Genomic DNA, 16007 nt, shown 5'->3' with positions numbered 1-16007 from the left:
GCGCCGTTCCCCGTACTCCCCCGACAGCCAAGGCGGATCGCATGAGCCGATCTCACCCACCCGCGCGCCCCACCGGACCGGCCCCGACCCCGGCCTCCCCACGACGACACCCGGCCGCTCCCCGCTCCGCCCGGCGGGCCCGGACCTCGCGGTCCGCGGCGGCCCTGCTCTCCGGGCTGGCGCTGCTCGCCCCGGCGCTCGCCGCCGGCGCGCTCGGCGGCGCGGCCCCCGCCCGGGCCGACAATCCGACCGTCTCCCTCAACGGCCTGCGCACCGCCTGGGACGCCGCCGAGGCCGATCTCGCCCCGGCCAAGGTGTCCGCGGCCGATTTCGGCCGCCGCTGGTCGACCGCCGTGGACGGCGCGGTCTACGCCCAACCACTGGTGGCCGGTTCGACCGTGATCGTCGCCACCGCGACCAACCACGTCTACGGCGTCAACGCGGCCGACGGCCGGATCCTGTGGCAGCGCGCGCTCGGCACCCCGGTGGCCTCCTCCTCGGCCTGCCTCTCCCCCGGCACCGGCATCGTCTCCACCCCGGTCTACGACAAGGCGAGCAGGACGGTCTACCTGGTGGCCAAGGAGAGCGAGGGGGGCGCGCACTTCTCCGTGCACGCCCTCGACGCCGGCTCGGGCGCCGAGCGCAGCGGCTGGCCGGTCACCGTCCAGGGCGCGCCGGTGAACAGCCCGGGCGTGCCGTTCAACCCGGCCACCTCCGCCCAGCGGGCCGGACTGCTGCTGCTGGACGGCGCGGTCTACTTCGGATTCGCCTCGGACTGCGGGATCGGCACGTACGTCGGCACGGTGGCGGGCGTCAACACCGGCACCCGCAAACTCACCCTCTGGTCCACCGAGTCCGGCTCCGCCTCGCAGAACGCGGGCGTCTGGATGAGCGGCGGCGGCCTGGTGTCGGACGGCTCCGGGCGGATCTTCGTGGCGACCGGGAACGGCGCCGGCGAGGGCTCCTCCCCGCTGAAGGGCCCCGGTGACAGGCCCGGCGGCCACTTCGCCGAGTCCGTCGTCCGGCTGGGCGTCGCCGCCGACGGCAGCCTCGCCCCCCGGGACTTCTTCAGTCCCACCAACAACCGGGAGATGGACCACGGCGACGTGGACCTCGGCTCCGGCGCCCCGACCGCCCTGCCGTCCGGCTTCGGCACCGCCGCGCACCCCCACCTCATGGTGCAGGTCGGCAAGGACGGCCGGATCTTCCTGCTCGACCGGGACCGCCTGGGCGGCATGGGCCAGGGCCCGAACGGCACCGACGGCGTCGTCGGCACCACCGGCCCGTTCAAAGGGGTCTGGGGCCACCCGGGCGTCTGGGGCGGCGACGGCGGCTACGTCTACCTGGTCGAGAACTACGGCGCGCTGCGCGCCCTCAAGTACGCGGTGAACAGTGCCGGGAACCCGCAGTTGACGAGCGCCGCGACGAGCACCGAGGGCTTCGGCTACGCCTCCGGCTCCCCCGTCGTCACCTCCAACGGGACGGCGACCGGCTCGGCCCTGGTCTGGGTGATCTACTCGGGCACCGGCCCGGGCGGCCAGAACGGCGAACTGCGGGTCTACGACGCGCTTCCGGCCAACGGCACGCTCAAGCTGCGGCGCAGCTTCGCACTCGGCACGGTCACCAGGTTCTCGGTGCCCGCGACGGACGGCGGGCGGGTGTTCGTCGGCACCAAGGACGGCCATCTGCTGGCGTTCGGCCGCTCCGGCTGACCCCGAGGGGCCCCCGGCTCCCCGGGGACCCACCTGACACCGGTCTCCCGCCCGGGGACCGGCCCGGCCGCGAAGCCCGTCGCGTCACCCTTTCGAGCGCGATTGTCGCGCGATCGCGCGGGTTGGACCGGCGGGCGGGCCCGGCGGCTCGTAGCGTCCTGCCCCAGGGGCCACCGGCCCCGAACTCCCGCACCCCCGCTCCACCGAGGAGGGCAACTCCCATGAAGTCCAAGCTCGCTCCCCGACTCCCCGCCACCACCGCCGGCGCCGCGCCGACCGCTCCGGCGGCCCCGGCCAAGCCCGTCTGGTCCGCCCCCGCGGTGGAGTGCCACCGCACCGGCGCCGAGGTCACCGCGTACGCCGCGCGGACCACTCGGTGACCCACGCCCCCACCACCGCGTCGAGCCGCGAGGAGTTCGCGGCCAGGCTGTACGGCCTGCGGGGACGGTACTGGGACACCCATCCGTTCCATCTGCGCCTGCACTCCGGCGGCTGCACGCCGCCGGAGCTGCGGCGCTGGGTCGCCAACCGCTGGTACTACCAGCTGGTCCTGACCCGGAAGAACGCCGCGATCATCGCCAACTGCCCGCTGCCGGAGGTCCGTCGGGAGTGGACCCGGCGGCTCGGCCACCAGGACGGCCCGCACGAGGGCGAGGGCGGCCTGGCCGACTGGCTGGTGCTCGCCGAGGCCGTCGGCCTGGACCGGGCCGAGGTGCTGGACGAGCGGCACGTGGCGCGCGGCGTGCGCTTCGCCGTCGACGCCTACCTGCACTTCTGCCAGACCCGGCCGTGGACCGAGGGCGTGGCGGCGGCGCTGACCGAGATGTTCTCGCCCGACCACATGGCCGAGCGGGTGATCGCCTGGCAGAAGCACTACGACTGGATCGACCCGTCCGGCTACGCCTACTTCGAGCACCGGATCCCCGACGCCCGCCGGGACAGCGCGCAGACCCTGGACCTGGTACTGGACCACTGCGTGACGGCCGCGCAGCAGCAGGCCGCCGTGGCGGCGCTCGCCTTCAAGTGCGAGGTGCTGCGCGCGATGCTCGACGCCGTCGACTACGGGCCGCAGAGCGCCGCCACGGCGGGCCGCACGGCGCCCGCAGGCGCCGCAGGGACCGCCCGGTGAACGCCGCACCCGCCGCCGCGGCCCCCGGGCTGCGGCGCGGGGTGCGGCTGGTCGACGACCCGGTCCGCCAACAGGCCGCCCTGCTCTACCCGGAGGGCGTGCTGCTGCTCAACACGACCGCCGCCGCCGTCCTGCGGCACTGCGACGGACGGCGCGACGCCGCCCGGATCACCGCCCGGCTCGCCGAGGAGTACGAGGGCGTGGACGCCGGCCAGGTGCTGGCGCTGCTGGCCGACCTCGCCGAACGCCGGCTGCTCACCCTCGACGGCACCGGCGCGCCGGCCCGCCCGTCCCCGGCGGCCGGGCTGCCCGGCGCCGCCGCCGGGCGGCGGGCACCCGCCCCGCTCGGGCTGGTCGCCGAACTCACCCACCGCTGCCCGCTGCAGTGCACCTACTGCGCGAACCCGGTCGAACTCACCCGGCAACGGGACGAGTTGGACACCGAGCAGTGGCAGCGCATCCTCGACCGGGCGCGCGGGCTGGGCGTGCTGCAGGTCCACCTCACCGGGGGTGAACCGCTGCTCCGCCACGACCTGGCGGCCATCGTCGCGCACGCCCGCGGGCTCGGCCTCTACACCAACCTGATCACCAGCGGCCTGCCGCTGGACGCCGCGCGCGCCGCCGAACTCGCGGCGGCGGGCCTGGACCACGTCCAGCTCTCCGTCCAGGACGCCGATCCGCTGCGGGCCGACGCCGTCGCCGGGCTGACCCGGCTGACCGGCCCCACCGGCCACGCGCGCAAGCTCGCCGCGGCCGCCCTGCTCACCGGCGCCGGGCTGCCGCTCACCGTCAACGCGGTGCTGCACCGCGGCAACCTCGCCCGCCTCGGCGCCATCGCCGACCTCGCCGTCGAACTGGGCGCCGACCGGGTCGAGCTCGCGCACACCCAGTTCTACGGCTGGGCCTGGGTCAACCGGGCCCACCTCGCGCCCGGCGAGGAGCAGGTCCGACAGGCCGGGCGCGACGTCGCCGAGGCCCGGGCCCGGCACGGCGACCGGATCGAGATCACCCACGTGGCCGCCGACCACCACGGCGGCACCGCGAAGCCGTGCATGAACGGCTGGGGCAGCGAACAGCTCGTCGTCGCCCCGGACGGCACCGTGCTGCCCTGTCTGGCCGCCGCCCAACTGCCGGGCCCGGCACTGCCGAACGCGGTCACCGACGGCCTGGCGGCCAGCTGGTACGACTCACCCGCCTTCAACCGCTACCGCGGCACCGACTGGATGCCGGAGCCGTGCCGCAGCTGCGAGCTGCGCGAGCAGGACCACGGCGGCTGCCGCTGCCAGGCCTTCCAGTTCACCGGTGACCCGGGCGTCACCGACCCGGCCTGCCGGTTCTCCCCGCACCACCACCTGGTGCGGGCGCAGACGACGCCGGCACCGACACCGGCACCGGTGCCGCGCCGGTTCACCGCGGCCGTGCCGCCCGCCCCCGACCCGGCGTGAGGAGCACCAGCTGAAGATCAGGATCCTCGGTACCGCCGCCGGCGGCGGCCTGCCCCAGTGGAACTGCGGCTGCGAGGGCTGCGCCACCGCCCGGCGCACCGGCGCCGTCCGCAGCCAGGACTGCCTGGCGATCAGCGCCGACGGCGCCGCCTGGTACCTGGTCAACGCCTCCCCCGACCTGCGCTCCCAGCTGCTCGCCGCCCCCGAGCTGGCGCCCCCGCCGGGCACCCGGGCCACCCCGCTGCGCGGCGTCCTGCTCACCAGCGGCGAACTCGACCACACCCTGGGCCTGGTGACCCTGCGGGAGGCCGCCGAGCTGTCGGTGCACGCCACCGCGCCGGTCCGCGCCGCGCTCCACGAGGCGTTCCCGGTCGGCCCGCTGCTGGCCCCCTACACCAAGGCGCGCTGGCACACCGTCACCGCGGGGCAGCCGGTCGAACTGGCCGGGGGCCTGGTCGCCGAGCCGCTGGCGCTCGGCGGCAAGCGCCCCCGGTACGCCGCCGACCCGGCCGGCCTCCCTGCGGGCGACCCGGCCGGCGAGCGGGCGGACTGGGTGGTCGGCTACCGCTTCACCGAGGCGGGCGGCCGGGCCCGCGCCGTCTACGCGCCCGGCCTCGCCGTCTGGACGCCCGCCCTCGACCGGGCGGTGGCCGACGCCGACGTGGTCGTCCTGGACGGCACCTTCGCCACCGACGACGAACTCGCCGAACGCACCGGCGGCGCCCGCACCTCGCGCGGCATGGGTCACCTGGCGGTCGCCGACTCGCTCCCCCACCTGCGCCACCGGCCAGGACCGCGCTACCTCTACACCCATCTCAACAACACCAACCCGCTGGCCCACCGGGGTTCACCGGAGGCCGCCGCCCTGGCACCGGCCCTCGCGGCGGCGGGCGCGGCCGTCGCCGAGGACGGGACCCTGCTCGACCTCTGACGCCCTCCCGGCCCGGTCGACCGTCTGACCGTGTCCGGTCGAGCCGCTCCACCGTCCGTTCACCCAACGATGGCGCCCGGTATCGCCCCTGGCCACCAAGGGCCTGTCAGATCGTCGTGATACTAATCATTCCGGTAACGAGAAACTGTCATGCACCGGCAGGCACGATGGTGACAGCCCGTCCGTTCCTCGGGGGACCGGACGGTGACGGGAGGGGCACGGCATGGTGAGCAGGAACAGCGAGGCCACGCGGAACGAGGGGAAACCCGCCGACACCGGGGGACAGCGGCTGGGCCGCACGGCCGGCCGGCGGCTGCGGCTCGGCAAGCGGGTGACCGGGATGCTGGCGGTGTTCACCGCGCTGGCGGCGCTGACCGGTTCCCATTCCGGCCTCGGCTTCTCCCCGGTCGCCGCGGCGGGCCCGGTGGAGAACCCGTCCGACGCGACCGGCGTGATCGCGGGCGGCCCGGCCTACGGCGCCACCGCCTCGCCCTTCGCCCCCACCGGCGTCCCCGGCACCCCGCCGGCCGACGGCGGCGGCACCCTGCCGCTGGCCCAGCCGCCGCTCGCCCCGCTCACCTCCCCCTTCGCCGACCCGCTGCGCACCGGACCGGCCCTGCCGGAGACGGTCTTCGCCGCCTACCGCAAGGCCGAGGCGGCGCTCGCGCTGCGCTCGCCCGGCTGCCACCTCCCCTGGCAGCTGCTCGCGGCGATCGGCGAGGTCGAGTCCGGCCAGGCCGGCCGGGGCGCGGTCGACGCCGCCGGGACGACGTTCCGCCCGATCCTCGGCCCGGTGCTGAACGGCGCCGGCTTCGCGGCGATCGCCGACACCGACGGCGGCCGCTACGACGGCGACGCGAGCTGGGACCGCGCGGTCGGGCCGATGCAGTTCATCCCCTCCACCTGGGCGTCCTGGGGCGTGGACGCCAGCGGGGACGGCAAGGCCGACCCGAACAACATCTTCGACGCCGCCGAGGCGACCGGCCGGTACCTCTGCGCGGGCGGCCGCGACCTGTCCGACCAGGCCCAGCTGGACCGGGCGATCCTCAGCTACAACCACTCCGACGAGTACCTGCGCACCGTCCGGAACTGGATGGCCCACTTCGGCAGCGGCAGCCCGGTCACCACCCCGAACCGCCCGGGTACGCCGAGCCCGCTCGCCCCGCTGCTCCCCGTCGCGCCGCCGAGCCCGCTCGCGCCGGTGACGCCGGGCCCGGCCACCACGACGCCGACCGGGACCCCGTCGACGACGCCCACCGGCACCGCGTCGCCGAGCGCCGCGCCGTCCGGTTCGTCCTCGCCCTCGCCGTCCGCGAGCGCCTCTCCCTCGGACGGGCCGAGCACCACCCCGCCGACGACGCCCGGCAGCACGCCGTCCGGCAGCACGAGCCCCACCGCGACCGCCACCCCGACCGGCACGCCCAGCACGACGCCGAGCACCACGCCGACCGGCACCCCGACCGGAACCCCGTCGGGGACCCCGTCGACGACGCCCACCGGCACCCCGTCCGCGACTCCGACGGCGACGCCCACGGACACGCCCACCGGCTGCGCCACACCGACGGGCACCCCCACCGGCACCCCGACGGCGGGCGCCAGCCCCTCCGCGAGCGCCACCCCGTCGGCCACGCCGAGCGCGACGGCCACCCCGACCGGCCCCGGCTGCCCCACGCCGACCGCCCCGTCGACCACGCCGTCGACCACCCCGTCCGGCAGCGCCAGTCCGAGCGCCGCGCTCTCCCCCTCGGCCGCCGCCCCCTCGGCGCACTGACCCGCGGCAGCCGGCCCGCACGACGACATCGGCCCGTCTCCCGGACATCCGGGAGGCGGGCCGACGCGCACGGGCGACCGTCCGTCAGTCGCCCTCCGACTCCTCGTCCTCCTCGTCCTCGTCCTCGGCGTAGACGATCCCGGCCGCGCGGTCGCGCTGCTCCTGCACCCGCAGCGGCACGTCCGGGTCCCAGTCCGAGGTGCGGGGCAGCTCCGGCCCGTCCGGCCCGAGGCGGACCACCGGTTCGACCCGGACCAGCCGGAACCGGCGCCCCGCCGCCTGCACCTCATCGGCCCGCTCGGCGTCCAGCCGGTCGGCGGCCTCCGCGTACCGGGCCAGCTCCTCCTCGCCGAGGCCCGGGTCCAGCCGGGGGGCGAACTCGCGCAGATAGGCGGCCAGGCTGTCCCGGGCGCCCTGCGGGGTCTCGCAGGCACCGGTCATCGGCCCCCAGCGGCCGTCCCGGTACTCCGCGACCGCGCAGTGGGCCGGCAGGACCATCACATTGGGGTAGAGGTGCGAGGCGAGCCGTGCCTCGGCCCGGACGTCCTCCGGGATGAACCGGCCGGTCGGCACCAGCGCCATCATGTCCAGCCGAAGGATCCCGTCGACCAGGGTGACGCCGGCCGCCGGGTCGATCAGGAAGCCGTCCACCCGGGAGGGCAGCCGGTACCCCTCGCCGACGGCCGCCGGGTCCGGGTCGGTGGGCCGGGGCGGCTCGATGCCGTCCGGGCCCGAGCGCAGCACCTGCTCCGCGCGGAAGACGCGGTAGTCCCGGCCGGCCACCGAGATCTCGTCGAGCGCCTCCCACTCCATCCGCTCGTAGGCCTCGGTGTAGGAGGCGCGCTCCTCGTCGGTGAGGTTCCAGGGGGCGGCCAGCCTGGTGCCGGGTTCGGCCAGGGCCCAGGCCCGGAAGGAGTGGCCCAGGTCGTCCCGGGCTCCCTGCGGGGTGGTGGCGTGGAAGTGGAGGATCCTCCAGGCGCCCGTCCCGGTGCGCTCCAGGCTGCCGAAGACGGGCGGCATCATCATCAGGTTCGGGTACTTCTCGCGGGATGCCCAGGCCTCCAGGCCGGCCACCGCGGCGACCGGGTCGTCGGTGTGGGTGACCCGGATCGTGAGGTGCTCGGGTAGCTGCACAGCGTCATCGTCCATGCGGCCAGTGTTAGCGGACGCGCGGAGAGCGCCGCAGGGTTATCACCGAACTCCACCCGACCGGGCACGCCCGGCTCCCGGCGCGGTCGCGGGGCGCACCGGCGGGCCCGTCCCGGAGCCCCGGGGCGGGCCGAGCGGACCGGCCGGCCGGTGTGGCGGTCGGCCGGCCGGTCCGCCGGTCAGAGGTGCTTGACCAGCTCCGGCATGAGGTCCTGGAAGGTGCGTCCGCTGGCCGGCTGGCCGATCGCGGTCATCTGCCAGCCGCCCGCGGCGCGCTGCACCTTGGCCATGATCTGGGCGGTGTAGGCACCGCCGCCGGTGAGCGTGTAGCGGGCCAGCTCGGTGCCGGTCTGGGTGTCGACCAGCCGACAGAAGGCGTTCTCGACCTCCTGGAAGGTCTGGCCGGTGAACGAGTTGACGGTGAAGAGGATCTGGTCCACCTCGGCCGGCACGGCGGTGAGGTCGACGGTGATGGTCTCGTCGTCGGTCGCGTCCCCGGCGCCGCCCGTCAGGTTGTCACCGCTGTGCCGCACCGAGCCGTCGTTGCTGGTGAGGTGCTGGAAGAAGACCACGTCGACCGGCTTGCCCGCGGCGAACAGCACGGCCGAGGCGTCCAGGTCGATCTCCTGGGCGGCGAACAGCTTCGCGAGGAAACCCTTCTTCTGCGCGGCCCGCCAGCCGAGGCCCATCCGCACCACGCCCAGTCGGCCTCCACCCGGCTTCTCCAGGCTCAGCTTCTGACCCTTCGCCAGCGAAACGCTCATCGCGCCCTCCTCGTTGCTCGCCTGCGCGCCTCGAATCTACAACACTGTAGATCTTTTCCGCGCCCCGCGTACGCCCTCGTCCCGGGACAGCTGCATACCCCGCGGACGCGCGGCGGAAGCCGGTGGCGCCGGAACGCCCGCGGACGGTCCGGCACCACCGGCCGCCCGAGCGGCTACCAGGTCCAGCGCTGGTCGGCGAAGTTCTTGTCGCAACCGCCCACCACCGCGCCGTTCCCGGGCTGGCCGCCCCGGACGATCATGCAGCGCAGGCTGTAGAAGCTCTTCAGCTGGTACCCGCCCATCTGCAGCGAGACCGCCCACCAGAGCTGGTCGTCGTAGTCCGCGCAGTCGGTGGTGACCACCGGCGACTCGCCGTCGACGCCCCGCGCGACCAGACACTTCCCGCTGTGGAAATTCCTGATCCGGAAGGCGTTGTTCTTCCCGTAGACCTTGTCGAAGACCCAGTACTGGTCGTCGAATCCGGCACAGTCGAACTGGAAGGCCTGGCTGTTGTTGTTGTAGCCCTGGACCACCAGACACTTTCCGCTGTTCACGTTCTGGAGCCTCGACCCCTGACCGGGGTCGAGGAGCACCCCGTCGGGCGAGGCCTGCGCGTCGGCCTGCGCGACAGGAGCGCCCTTTGGGGCGGCACCGGCGGCCACGGCGTTCCCCGCGACGCCGACGAGGGCCGAGGCCGCCAGCGCGGCCGCGGCGACGGAGCCGGCGACGAAACGAACCGACCTGCGCATGGTTCCCTGCATGAGCAATCCCCTCCGGATGTCGGAATTCCGACCGATGACGGACACTCGGCGCGCCCGCCGGATCGAACACTAACCGTTCGGGAATTCGCCTTCAACGGGTGTCGGAAATGACGGCCGAGGGAACATCGCCTACGAATGGACCGGTATTCGGGGATCTTCCCGAATGGGGGTATTGGTCCAGACCTGTGGAACCCGCAGCCCGCTCAGGCGGCCCGCTCCAGGCGGACCAGGGCGTCGACCGCCTCCGCTCCGTCGCCCACCGGACGGCGGACCCGCTCGGCGCGGACGGTGCGCAGCCCGGTGCCGGCCAGATCGGCGAGAACGTCCTCGGGGGTGAAGAGCACTGCCGGGTCCCGGGGGCCGCCGGCCCCCTCGGTCAGGTTGGTGGCGTCGTGGCCGACCACCAGCAGGGTGCCGCCGGGGGCGAGGGCCCCGGCGCCCCGGCGCAGCGCGGCCCGGCGGTCCTCGGCGGGGAGTTGGAGGTAGGCGACCAGGACCAGGTCATAACCCTCGGGCGGGGCCTCGACGGTGCGGGCGTCGCCGTGCCGCCAGGTGAGGCGGTCGGCCACCTCGTCGGGCAGCGCGGCGGTGAGCCGTTCGGCCCGGCCGAGGGCGACGGTGGAGAAGTCCAGGCCGGTGACCTCCCAGCCGAGGCCGGCCAGCCACATGCTGTTGCGGCCCTCCCCGGCCGCCAGGTCCAGGGCCCGTCCGGGGGCGAGCCCGGCCAGCTCGCGGACCACCCAGCGGTTGGGTTCGGTACCCCAGACCAGCTCGCTCGCGGCGTAGCGGTCGTCCCAGGCGCGGCTGTCCATGACCCGTCCTCCGTTCGACGCGGGACCTCTCGGGAGGCCACCGTACCGGGCCCGCGCCCGTCCCACCGTTCGTACGGCCGCCGACGGTCCGCCCACCGGACACCCTTGACGGCGAATATTGGTCCAGTCCAATCTGTGATGTCGTGACCGCGACGGCCCCCGGGCCGGTCCGCGCCACGATCCCGCACGCCCTGCCGCATCCTGCCCTGCCGCACGTGTTCACCCGACCGCGCGCCCCCACAGCGCCCGGTTCGGCTCCCTCGGCCCACCCCGGGCCGCCGCACCGCCGGAACCCCCACTCCTCCGGAGGACCACCGCATGCATGACCGTGTCATGTCCGCGCGCCCCGCTGAGCGCCGGGCCGCCGCCCCGCGTCGCCGGGCGCTCGCGCTCGCCCTGGCCGCCACCCTCAGCACCGGCGGCGCCGCCGTCGCGCTCTCCCTGAACACCGCCTCGGCCGCCCCCGTCAACCTGCTCACCAACGCCGACCTCGAGACCGGCACCCTGGCCGGCTGGACCTGCGCCAACGGATCGGTGGTCACCACCCCGGTGCACGGCGGCAGTTACGCCCTCAACGGCGCCGCCTCGGCGTCCGACACCGCGCAGTGCCAGCAGACCGTCACCGTCCTGCCGAACACCACCTACACGCTGGCCGGCTGGGTGCGCGGCAGCTACGTCTACCTGGGTGCGACCGGAACCGGCGTCAACTCCCAGAGCTGGGTGCCCAATGCCGGCGGCTGGACGCAGCTGAGCTCCACCTTCACCACGGGCGCGACCACCACCTCGGTGACGGTCTTCACCCACGGCTGGTACGGCACCGGCGCCTACCAGGCCGACGACCTCAGCCTGACCGGCCCGGCGGGCCCGACCGGCACGGCCAGCCCGACGGCGACCAACAGCCCCACCGCCACGAGCAGCCCGACCGCGACCAACAGCCCGACCGCGACGAACAGCCCCACGGCGACGAACAGTCCGACCGCCACCAACAGCCCCACGGCCACCAACAGCCCGACCGTGACGCCCACCGCCACCTCGACCGGCACCGGCCCCACCGGGGACGGCAAGGTCACCACCCCGAGCGGCGTCACCGTCTCCAAGGTCACCCACAACGCCGTGGTCCTCACCTGGCAGCCGTCCACCGCGACCGCCGGCGACCTCCCGGTCGCCTACAAGGTGTACGCGGGCGACCAGTTGGTGGCCACCTCGATGGGCACCTCGGTGGCGGTCAGCTCGCTGCTGCCGACCCGCGGCTACACCTTCACCGTCCAGGGCTACTCCGGCAGCCACGCCTCCGCCCAGTCCGCCCCGGTGAGCACCACCACCGCCGCGGCGCCCGCCAACAGCCCGTACCGCGCGGCCTACTTCGACCAGTGGGGCGTCTACGAGAACGCGTACCACGCGAAGAACGTCGACACCAGCGGCGCGGCCGGCAAGCTGGACGTCATCAACTACGCGTTCGCCAACATCCACCCGACCAACCTGACCTGCTTCCAGGCGGTCAAGGCCTCGGACTCGGCCAACGAGAACAACCCGAACGCCGGTGACGGCGCCGGTGACGCCTACGCCGACTACCAGGCCGACTACAACGGCGCCGCCAGCGTGGACGGCAGCGCCGACAGCTGGGAGCAGCCGCTCAAGGGCAACTTCAACCAGCTGCGCCAGCTGAAGGCCAAGTACCCGAACCTGCGCTTCACCATCTCGCTCGGCGGCTGGACGTACTCCAAGTACTTCTCCGACGCGGCCGCCAGCGACGCCTCGCGCAAGAAGTTCGTCTCCTCCTGCCTCGACATGTTCCTCAAGGGGAACCTGCCGGCCAACGTCGCCGGTGACCCGGCGGGCGGCGCGGCCACGGCGGCCGGCCTCTTCGACGGCGTCGACATCGACTGGGAGTACCCGGGCTCGGCCGGCGGCCACACCGGCAACCACTACTCCCCCGCCGACAAGCAGAACTTCACCCTGCTGCTCAAGGAGTTCCGCACCCAGCTGGACACCCTCGGCAACGCCCAGGGCAAGCGGTTCCTGCTGACGGCGGCACTGCCCAGCGGTCAGGACAAGATCGCGCAGCTGGAGACCGACAAGATCGGCGCGTACCTGGACTACGCCGACATCATGACCTACGACATGCACGGCTCGTGGGACGCCAAGGGCCCGACCAACCACCAGGACCCGCTGCACGACAGCCCGGCCGACCCGACCACGCCGATCACCCCGGGCACCCGCAAGTACAACGTCGACACCACGCTGACCGCGTACACCACCGGCCTGTCGGAGTACGGCATCGCGGGCGGCTTCCCGGCGAACAAGATCGTGCTGGGCGTGCCGTTCTACTGGCGCGGCTGGACCGGCGTGCCGGCCGGCAACAACTTCGGCCTCTACCAGAGCGCGACCGGCCCGACCCCGGCCAAGCCGCTGAGCGCGGAGGCCGGCCTGGCCGCCTGGAAGGAGCTCAACCCGACCGCCGCCAACACCCACTGGGACCCGGTGACCGAGTCCTCCTGGGTCTACGACGGCACCAACTTCTGGACCGGTGACACCCCGCAGGCCGTCCAGGCCCGCGGCGCGTACGCCAAGAGCAAGGGCCTGGCCGGGATGTTCGCCTTCTCGCTGGAGAACGACGACGCCTCCGCCACCATGCTCAACGCGATGAGCGGCAGCCTGAACTGACGCTCCGCGTCAACGGTCCCTGCGGGGCCGGCCGGTGGTGGTGCACCGGCCGGCCCCCAGGGCTTCGCGGCGCCCGCTCGGCGCTCCGGACCCGGTGCGCCGGTATCGGTGCGCCGGCCCCGGTACGGCGGCCCCGGTACGGGCCCCGGTGCGCCGGACTCAGCGCTCCGGCACCGGGTCGACACCGCCGCCGCGCCGGGCCACGCCCGGGCGGCAGCGCAGCAGCCGGCCCGCCGTCAGCCGGGCACCGCGCAGCGCGCCGTGCCGGTGCAGCGCCTGGACGGCGTAGGTCGAGCAGGTCGGGGTGTACGGGCAGCAGGCCGGGCGCTTCGGGCTGATCTCGGCGCGGTAGTGGCGCACCGCGCCGTACAGCACCCCGGCGGCCAGGCCCCGCGGCGGGGGCGCGGCGGGATCCGTGCGGTGCGCCGTCCGCCGCCTCCGGCCACCGGTGAGGACGAACCGGACGCCGGCGGCCGTCATCACCGAGAACAGGGCGAGCAGGCAGGGGCCGTCGCACCCGCCGCCACCGCCCCCGCAGCCGCCGTTGCCACCGCCGCAACCGCCGCCGGTGCCGCCTCCGCCGCCGCAGCCGGAGGGGAGGCAGTCGTCCAGGTCGTTGTCCTTCTTCCGCTCCCCGTGCCTGCGCAGGTACGCCTTCCACTCCTGCTGTTGGCGCTTGCGCCGGCGGCGTTCCTCGGTCGGCAGCCACCACCAGGCGCGTCCGGGGCGTTGGGTCGTCGGGAACGGGTCGCCCTGCGCGGGCTGCTGGTGGGACAACGCTGACGGTTCCTCTCGGCGCGCGCACGCCGGGGCCGACCCCCAACGGCTCGCTCAGACTATCGAAGGCCGCGGCGCGGGGGTCGGCCGGCAGAAGGACCGGGGGCGGTGCTCAGCCGCTCCCGCCGCCCAGGTGCGGGAACAGGTCGGTGAACGTCTGGGTGGTGACCGAGACGCTGCGGCCGAACGGGTCGTCGAAGTCCCAGATGAGGAACAGCAGGAAGGCGATCAGCGCGCTGAACGCACCGGCCAGCAGCAACTCCCGGGTGGAGCGCCGGATCTGCAGGGCGAACACCATGCCGACGGTCACCACCGCGCCCACGATCAGGCCGAACCAGACCACGCCGGGCATGGTCGGGCCGGCGTTCTGCCCTCGCGCGTTGCGGGCGTCGTCGGCGATGCTGATCCGGTCCATGATCGGCTGGTAGGCCTGGGCCTCCAGGTCGGAGGCCGGGGGGCGGGTCGCGACGTCGGTGCGCAGCTTCTCCAGCAACTCGGTGCCCCGGTCGGAGATCTCGCCGTTCTCGCGCATGTACGTCCACTCCACGTCCACCACGTAGGAGACGTAGGCGTCGACGTCGGCGCGGACCTGGTCGCGGAACTCCACCGGGTAGATCTGTGCCCGCTCGCTCACCTCGTGCAGCGACTGCGCCTCGCGGAAGACGTCGTCCTGCGCCACGCCGCGCGCCTCCCAGACGCCGGCGATGGCGAGGCCGAGCACGATCGCGTAGACCACGCCGATCATCATCGTCATGTACTCGATGACGTCGGGCGTCTCGTCGGTGTCCTCGTCCGCACCGGCGCGGCGGTGCCTCAGCAGCACCACCGCCACCACGACGGCGCCGGCCGCCAGCATGGCGATGGCCAGCGCCAACCACTCGGACATGGGAACTCCTTTCTCGGTCGGGGATCGACAGGGTCGATCGGAAACAGTCGGGACCGTTCGTCCGGCCGGGTACGGTCCGACGAACGGGAAGCGAAGGGGGACGGCGAGGCCGCGTCAGGAGCCGCTGGAACCGCCGGCACCACCGGAGGAGCCGCGGGAGCCACCGCCACCGCGACCGGCGCGCCCACGGGGGCGCAGGGCCGCCGCCGCGAGCACGGCCGGCACGGTGACGACCAGCATGGTCCGGGTCGGCGAGGCGCCGTGGTGCCGCTCGGGCGCCTCGACGGGCAGGGCCGGCGGGACGGGCCGCAGCGTCACGGCCGACCGCACCGGGCTGGGAGCCGGGGGCGTCGGGGCCGGGCCGGGCGGCGGCGTCGGCACCGGGGTGGGCGAGGGCGCGGGCGGCGGGGGCGGGACCACCGGCGCGGGCGGCGGGGTCACCGGTCTCGGTGCGGAGGTGGGAGCGGGGGCCGGCGGCCGGGGCGAGGCGGGTGGCGGGGTGGGCCTCGGCGTCGGAGCGGGCGGGGCCGGCGGGGCGGGCTGCACCGGAGCCGGGCTCGGCGGCGGCGTCGGCGGGGTCGACACCGGGGTGGGCGAGGGCGTGACGACCGGCGTCGGTGCCGGTGTCGGCGTCGGTGTCGCGGTGGGGGTCGGCGTCGGGGTGGGCCGGGGCGTCGGCGTCGGAGACGGGGTCCGGGTCGGGCTCGGGCTCGGGGTCGGCGACGGGCTGGGCGACGGCGACGGACAGGGGTGGTGGTGGTGCGTCGGCTTCGGCGGATGCGGGTGGTGCAGGATCCCCGACAGGTCGACCTCCACGCCGACCGCCACGTCCACGTCCACGCCGACGTCCACGCCGCCCCGGCCGAGGCCGACCGCGACATCCGTCCTCGTGGTGACGCAGGTCTCCACCGGCCCGTGCGGCCACCCCCCGCCGTGCTGGACCGTCGTGGAGCGGGCGGCGGCCGAGCCGCTCACCAGCGCGCAGAGCGCGGCCATCCCGGCCGCCGCGCCGGCCACTTTGATCCGCCGCGCACGGGGGCCGCCGGAGGCAGCGCGCCCGGCGGCGACGGGCGCCGGACGCCGTTCCGCGGTCACGACGACCCGTCCATCGGTATCCGACGGGACGGCTGGGGCTGCGGCATGGCTCCGTGCACCTCTCGTGTCGTCAGGAGGTCGGCCGCGCCGGGCGGGGGCCGACACCGGACG

General features: G+C 75.0%; 14 protein-coding genes. 7 read left to right on the top strand and 7 right to left on the bottom strand.

The annotated features are described in order from the left end of the window. Positions 1 to 41: 41 nt before the first annotated feature. The 6 genes from ACFCLZ_RS34570 to ACFCLZ_RS34545 all read left to right on the top strand — a co-directional run bounded on the left by ACFCLZ_RS34570 (position 42) and on the right by ACFCLZ_RS34545 (position 6988). The gene (locus tag ACFCLZ_RS34570; RefSeq protein ID WP_380281844.1) at positions 42 to 1712 is read left to right on the top strand and encodes a PQQ-binding-like beta-propeller repeat protein; all 1671 of its coding nucleotides are present in this window, start codon (positions 42 to 44) and stop codon (positions 1710 to 1712) included. A 221-nt stretch (positions 1713 to 1933) separates the two neighbouring features. Further along, positions 1934 to 2092 (top strand): pyrroloquinoline quinone precursor peptide PqqA, encoded by a 159-nt coding sequence (gene pqqA, locus ACFCLZ_RS34565; protein WP_380281843.1) that lies wholly within the window; start codon positions 1934 to 1936, stop codon positions 2090 to 2092. Continuing rightward, positions 2089 to 2841, top strand: coding sequence for a pyrroloquinoline-quinone synthase PqqC (gene pqqC, locus ACFCLZ_RS34560; protein WP_380281842.1), 753 nt, complete (start codon positions 2089 to 2091; stop codon positions 2839 to 2841). Before pqqA ends, pqqC begins: the two co-directional genes overlap by 4 nt. Further along, positions 2838 to 4286, top strand: a complete 1449-nt coding sequence (pqqE, locus tag ACFCLZ_RS34555; protein ID WP_380281841.1) for a pyrroloquinoline quinone biosynthesis protein PqqE — start codon at positions 2838 to 2840, stop codon at positions 4284 to 4286. The genes pqqC and pqqE overlap by 4 nt, the downstream gene beginning before the upstream one ends. Before the next feature lie 10 nt (positions 4287 to 4296). Next, the gene (gene pqqB, locus ACFCLZ_RS34550) at positions 4297 to 5217 is read left to right on the top strand and encodes a pyrroloquinoline quinone biosynthesis protein PqqB (RefSeq protein ID WP_380286374.1); all 921 of its coding nucleotides are present in this window, start codon (positions 4297 to 4299) and stop codon (positions 5215 to 5217) included. A 223-nt stretch (positions 5218 to 5440) separates the two neighbouring features. After that, positions 5441 to 6988: a lytic transglycosylase domain-containing protein gene (locus ACFCLZ_RS34545; protein WP_380281840.1), complete on the top strand. Its 1548-nt coding sequence runs from the start codon at positions 5441 to 5443 to the stop codon at positions 6986 to 6988. 84 nt (positions 6989 to 7072) lie between these two features. On the opposite strand, the gene ACFCLZ_RS34540 is transcribed toward ACFCLZ_RS34545, so the two are convergent. The 4 genes from ACFCLZ_RS34540 to ACFCLZ_RS34525 form a co-directional block, all read right to left on the bottom strand. Continuing rightward, positions 7073 to 8137 (bottom strand): DUF5954 family protein, encoded by a 1065-nt coding sequence (locus ACFCLZ_RS34540; protein ID WP_380281839.1) that lies wholly within the window; start codon positions 8135 to 8137, stop codon positions 7073 to 7075. Between the two features lie 179 nt (positions 8138 to 8316). Continuing rightward, the gene (locus ACFCLZ_RS34535; protein ID WP_380281838.1) at positions 8317 to 8901 is read right to left on the bottom strand and encodes a TerD family protein; all 585 of its coding nucleotides are present in this window, start codon (positions 8899 to 8901) and stop codon (positions 8317 to 8319) included. 173 nt (positions 8902 to 9074) lie between these two features. Further along, positions 9075 to 9650, bottom strand: a complete 576-nt coding sequence (locus ACFCLZ_RS34530) for an RICIN domain-containing protein (protein ID WP_380281837.1) — start codon at positions 9648 to 9650, stop codon at positions 9075 to 9077. A 215-nt stretch (positions 9651 to 9865) separates the two neighbouring features. Beyond that, the gene (locus ACFCLZ_RS34525) at positions 9866 to 10474 is read right to left on the bottom strand and encodes a class I SAM-dependent methyltransferase (protein WP_380281836.1); all 609 of its coding nucleotides are present in this window, start codon (positions 10472 to 10474) and stop codon (positions 9866 to 9868) included. Between the two features lie 318 nt (positions 10475 to 10792). Here ACFCLZ_RS34525 and ACFCLZ_RS34520 point away from each other — a divergent pair, with 318 nt between their 5' ends. Beyond that, positions 10793 to 13138 carry a glycosyl hydrolase family 18 protein gene (locus tag ACFCLZ_RS34520; protein WP_380281835.1) on the top strand — a complete coding sequence of 782 codons (2346 nt, stop codon included), beginning with the start codon at positions 10793 to 10795 and terminating at the stop codon, positions 13136 to 13138. A 159-nt stretch (positions 13139 to 13297) separates the two neighbouring features. Here the strand turns inward: ACFCLZ_RS34520 and yidD are convergent, their stop codons facing one another. The 3 genes from yidD to ACFCLZ_RS34505 form a co-directional block, all read right to left on the bottom strand. After that, entirely contained in the window at positions 13298 to 13915 is a 618-nt protein-coding gene (yidD, locus tag ACFCLZ_RS34515; protein WP_380281834.1) for a membrane protein insertion efficiency factor YidD, read from the bottom strand. A gap of 112 nt (positions 13916 to 14027) precedes the next feature. Continuing rightward, complete coding sequence (locus tag ACFCLZ_RS34510; protein WP_380281833.1) at positions 14028 to 14801, bottom strand: hypothetical protein; 774 nt, start codon at positions 14799 to 14801, stop codon at positions 14028 to 14030. Between the two features lie 114 nt (positions 14802 to 14915). Further along, complete coding sequence (locus tag ACFCLZ_RS34505) at positions 14916 to 15896, bottom strand: hypothetical protein (protein WP_380281832.1); 981 nt, start codon at positions 15894 to 15896, stop codon at positions 14916 to 14918. Positions 15897 to 16007 lie beyond the last annotated feature (111 nt).

This window comes from Kitasatospora purpeofusca, assembly GCF_042691725.1.
Taxonomy (GTDB): Bacteria; Actinomycetota; Actinomycetes; order Streptomycetales; family Streptomycetaceae; genus Kitasatospora; species Kitasatospora purpeofusca_B.
This window is presented reverse-complemented; position numbering and strand designations above follow the sequence as displayed.

Coding starts and splice junctions, on each gene's coding strand:
- ACFCLZ_RS34570 (WP_380281844.1), top strand. CDS start 42: ATGAGCCGATCTCACCCACCCGCGCGCCCCACCGGACCGGCCCCGACC.
- pqqA (WP_380281843.1), top strand. CDS start 1,934: ATGAAGTCCAAGCTCGCTCCCCGACTCCCCGCCACCACCGCCGGCGCC.
- ACFCLZ_RS34545 (WP_380281840.1), top strand. CDS start 5,441: ATGGTGAGCAGGAACAGCGAGGCCACGCGGAACGAGGGGAAACCCGCC.
- ACFCLZ_RS34540 (WP_380281839.1), bottom strand. CDS start 8,137: ATGGACGATGACGCTGTGCAGCTACCCGAGCACCTCACGATCCGGGTC.
- ACFCLZ_RS34535 (WP_380281838.1), bottom strand. CDS start 8,901: ATGAGCGTTTCGCTGGCGAAGGGTCAGAAGCTGAGCCTGGAGAAGCCG.
- ACFCLZ_RS34530 (WP_380281837.1), bottom strand. CDS start 9,650: ATGCGCAGGTCGGTTCGTTTCGTCGCCGGCTCCGTCGCCGCGGCCGCG.
- ACFCLZ_RS34525 (WP_380281836.1), bottom strand. CDS start 10,474: ATGGACAGCCGCGCCTGGGACGACCGCTACGCCGCGAGCGAGCTGGTC.
- ACFCLZ_RS34520 (WP_380281835.1), top strand. CDS start 10,793: ATGCATGACCGTGTCATGTCCGCGCGCCCCGCTGAGCGCCGGGCCGCC.
- ACFCLZ_RS34510 (WP_380281833.1), bottom strand. CDS start 14,801: ATGTCCGAGTGGTTGGCGCTGGCCATCGCCATGCTGGCGGCCGGCGCC.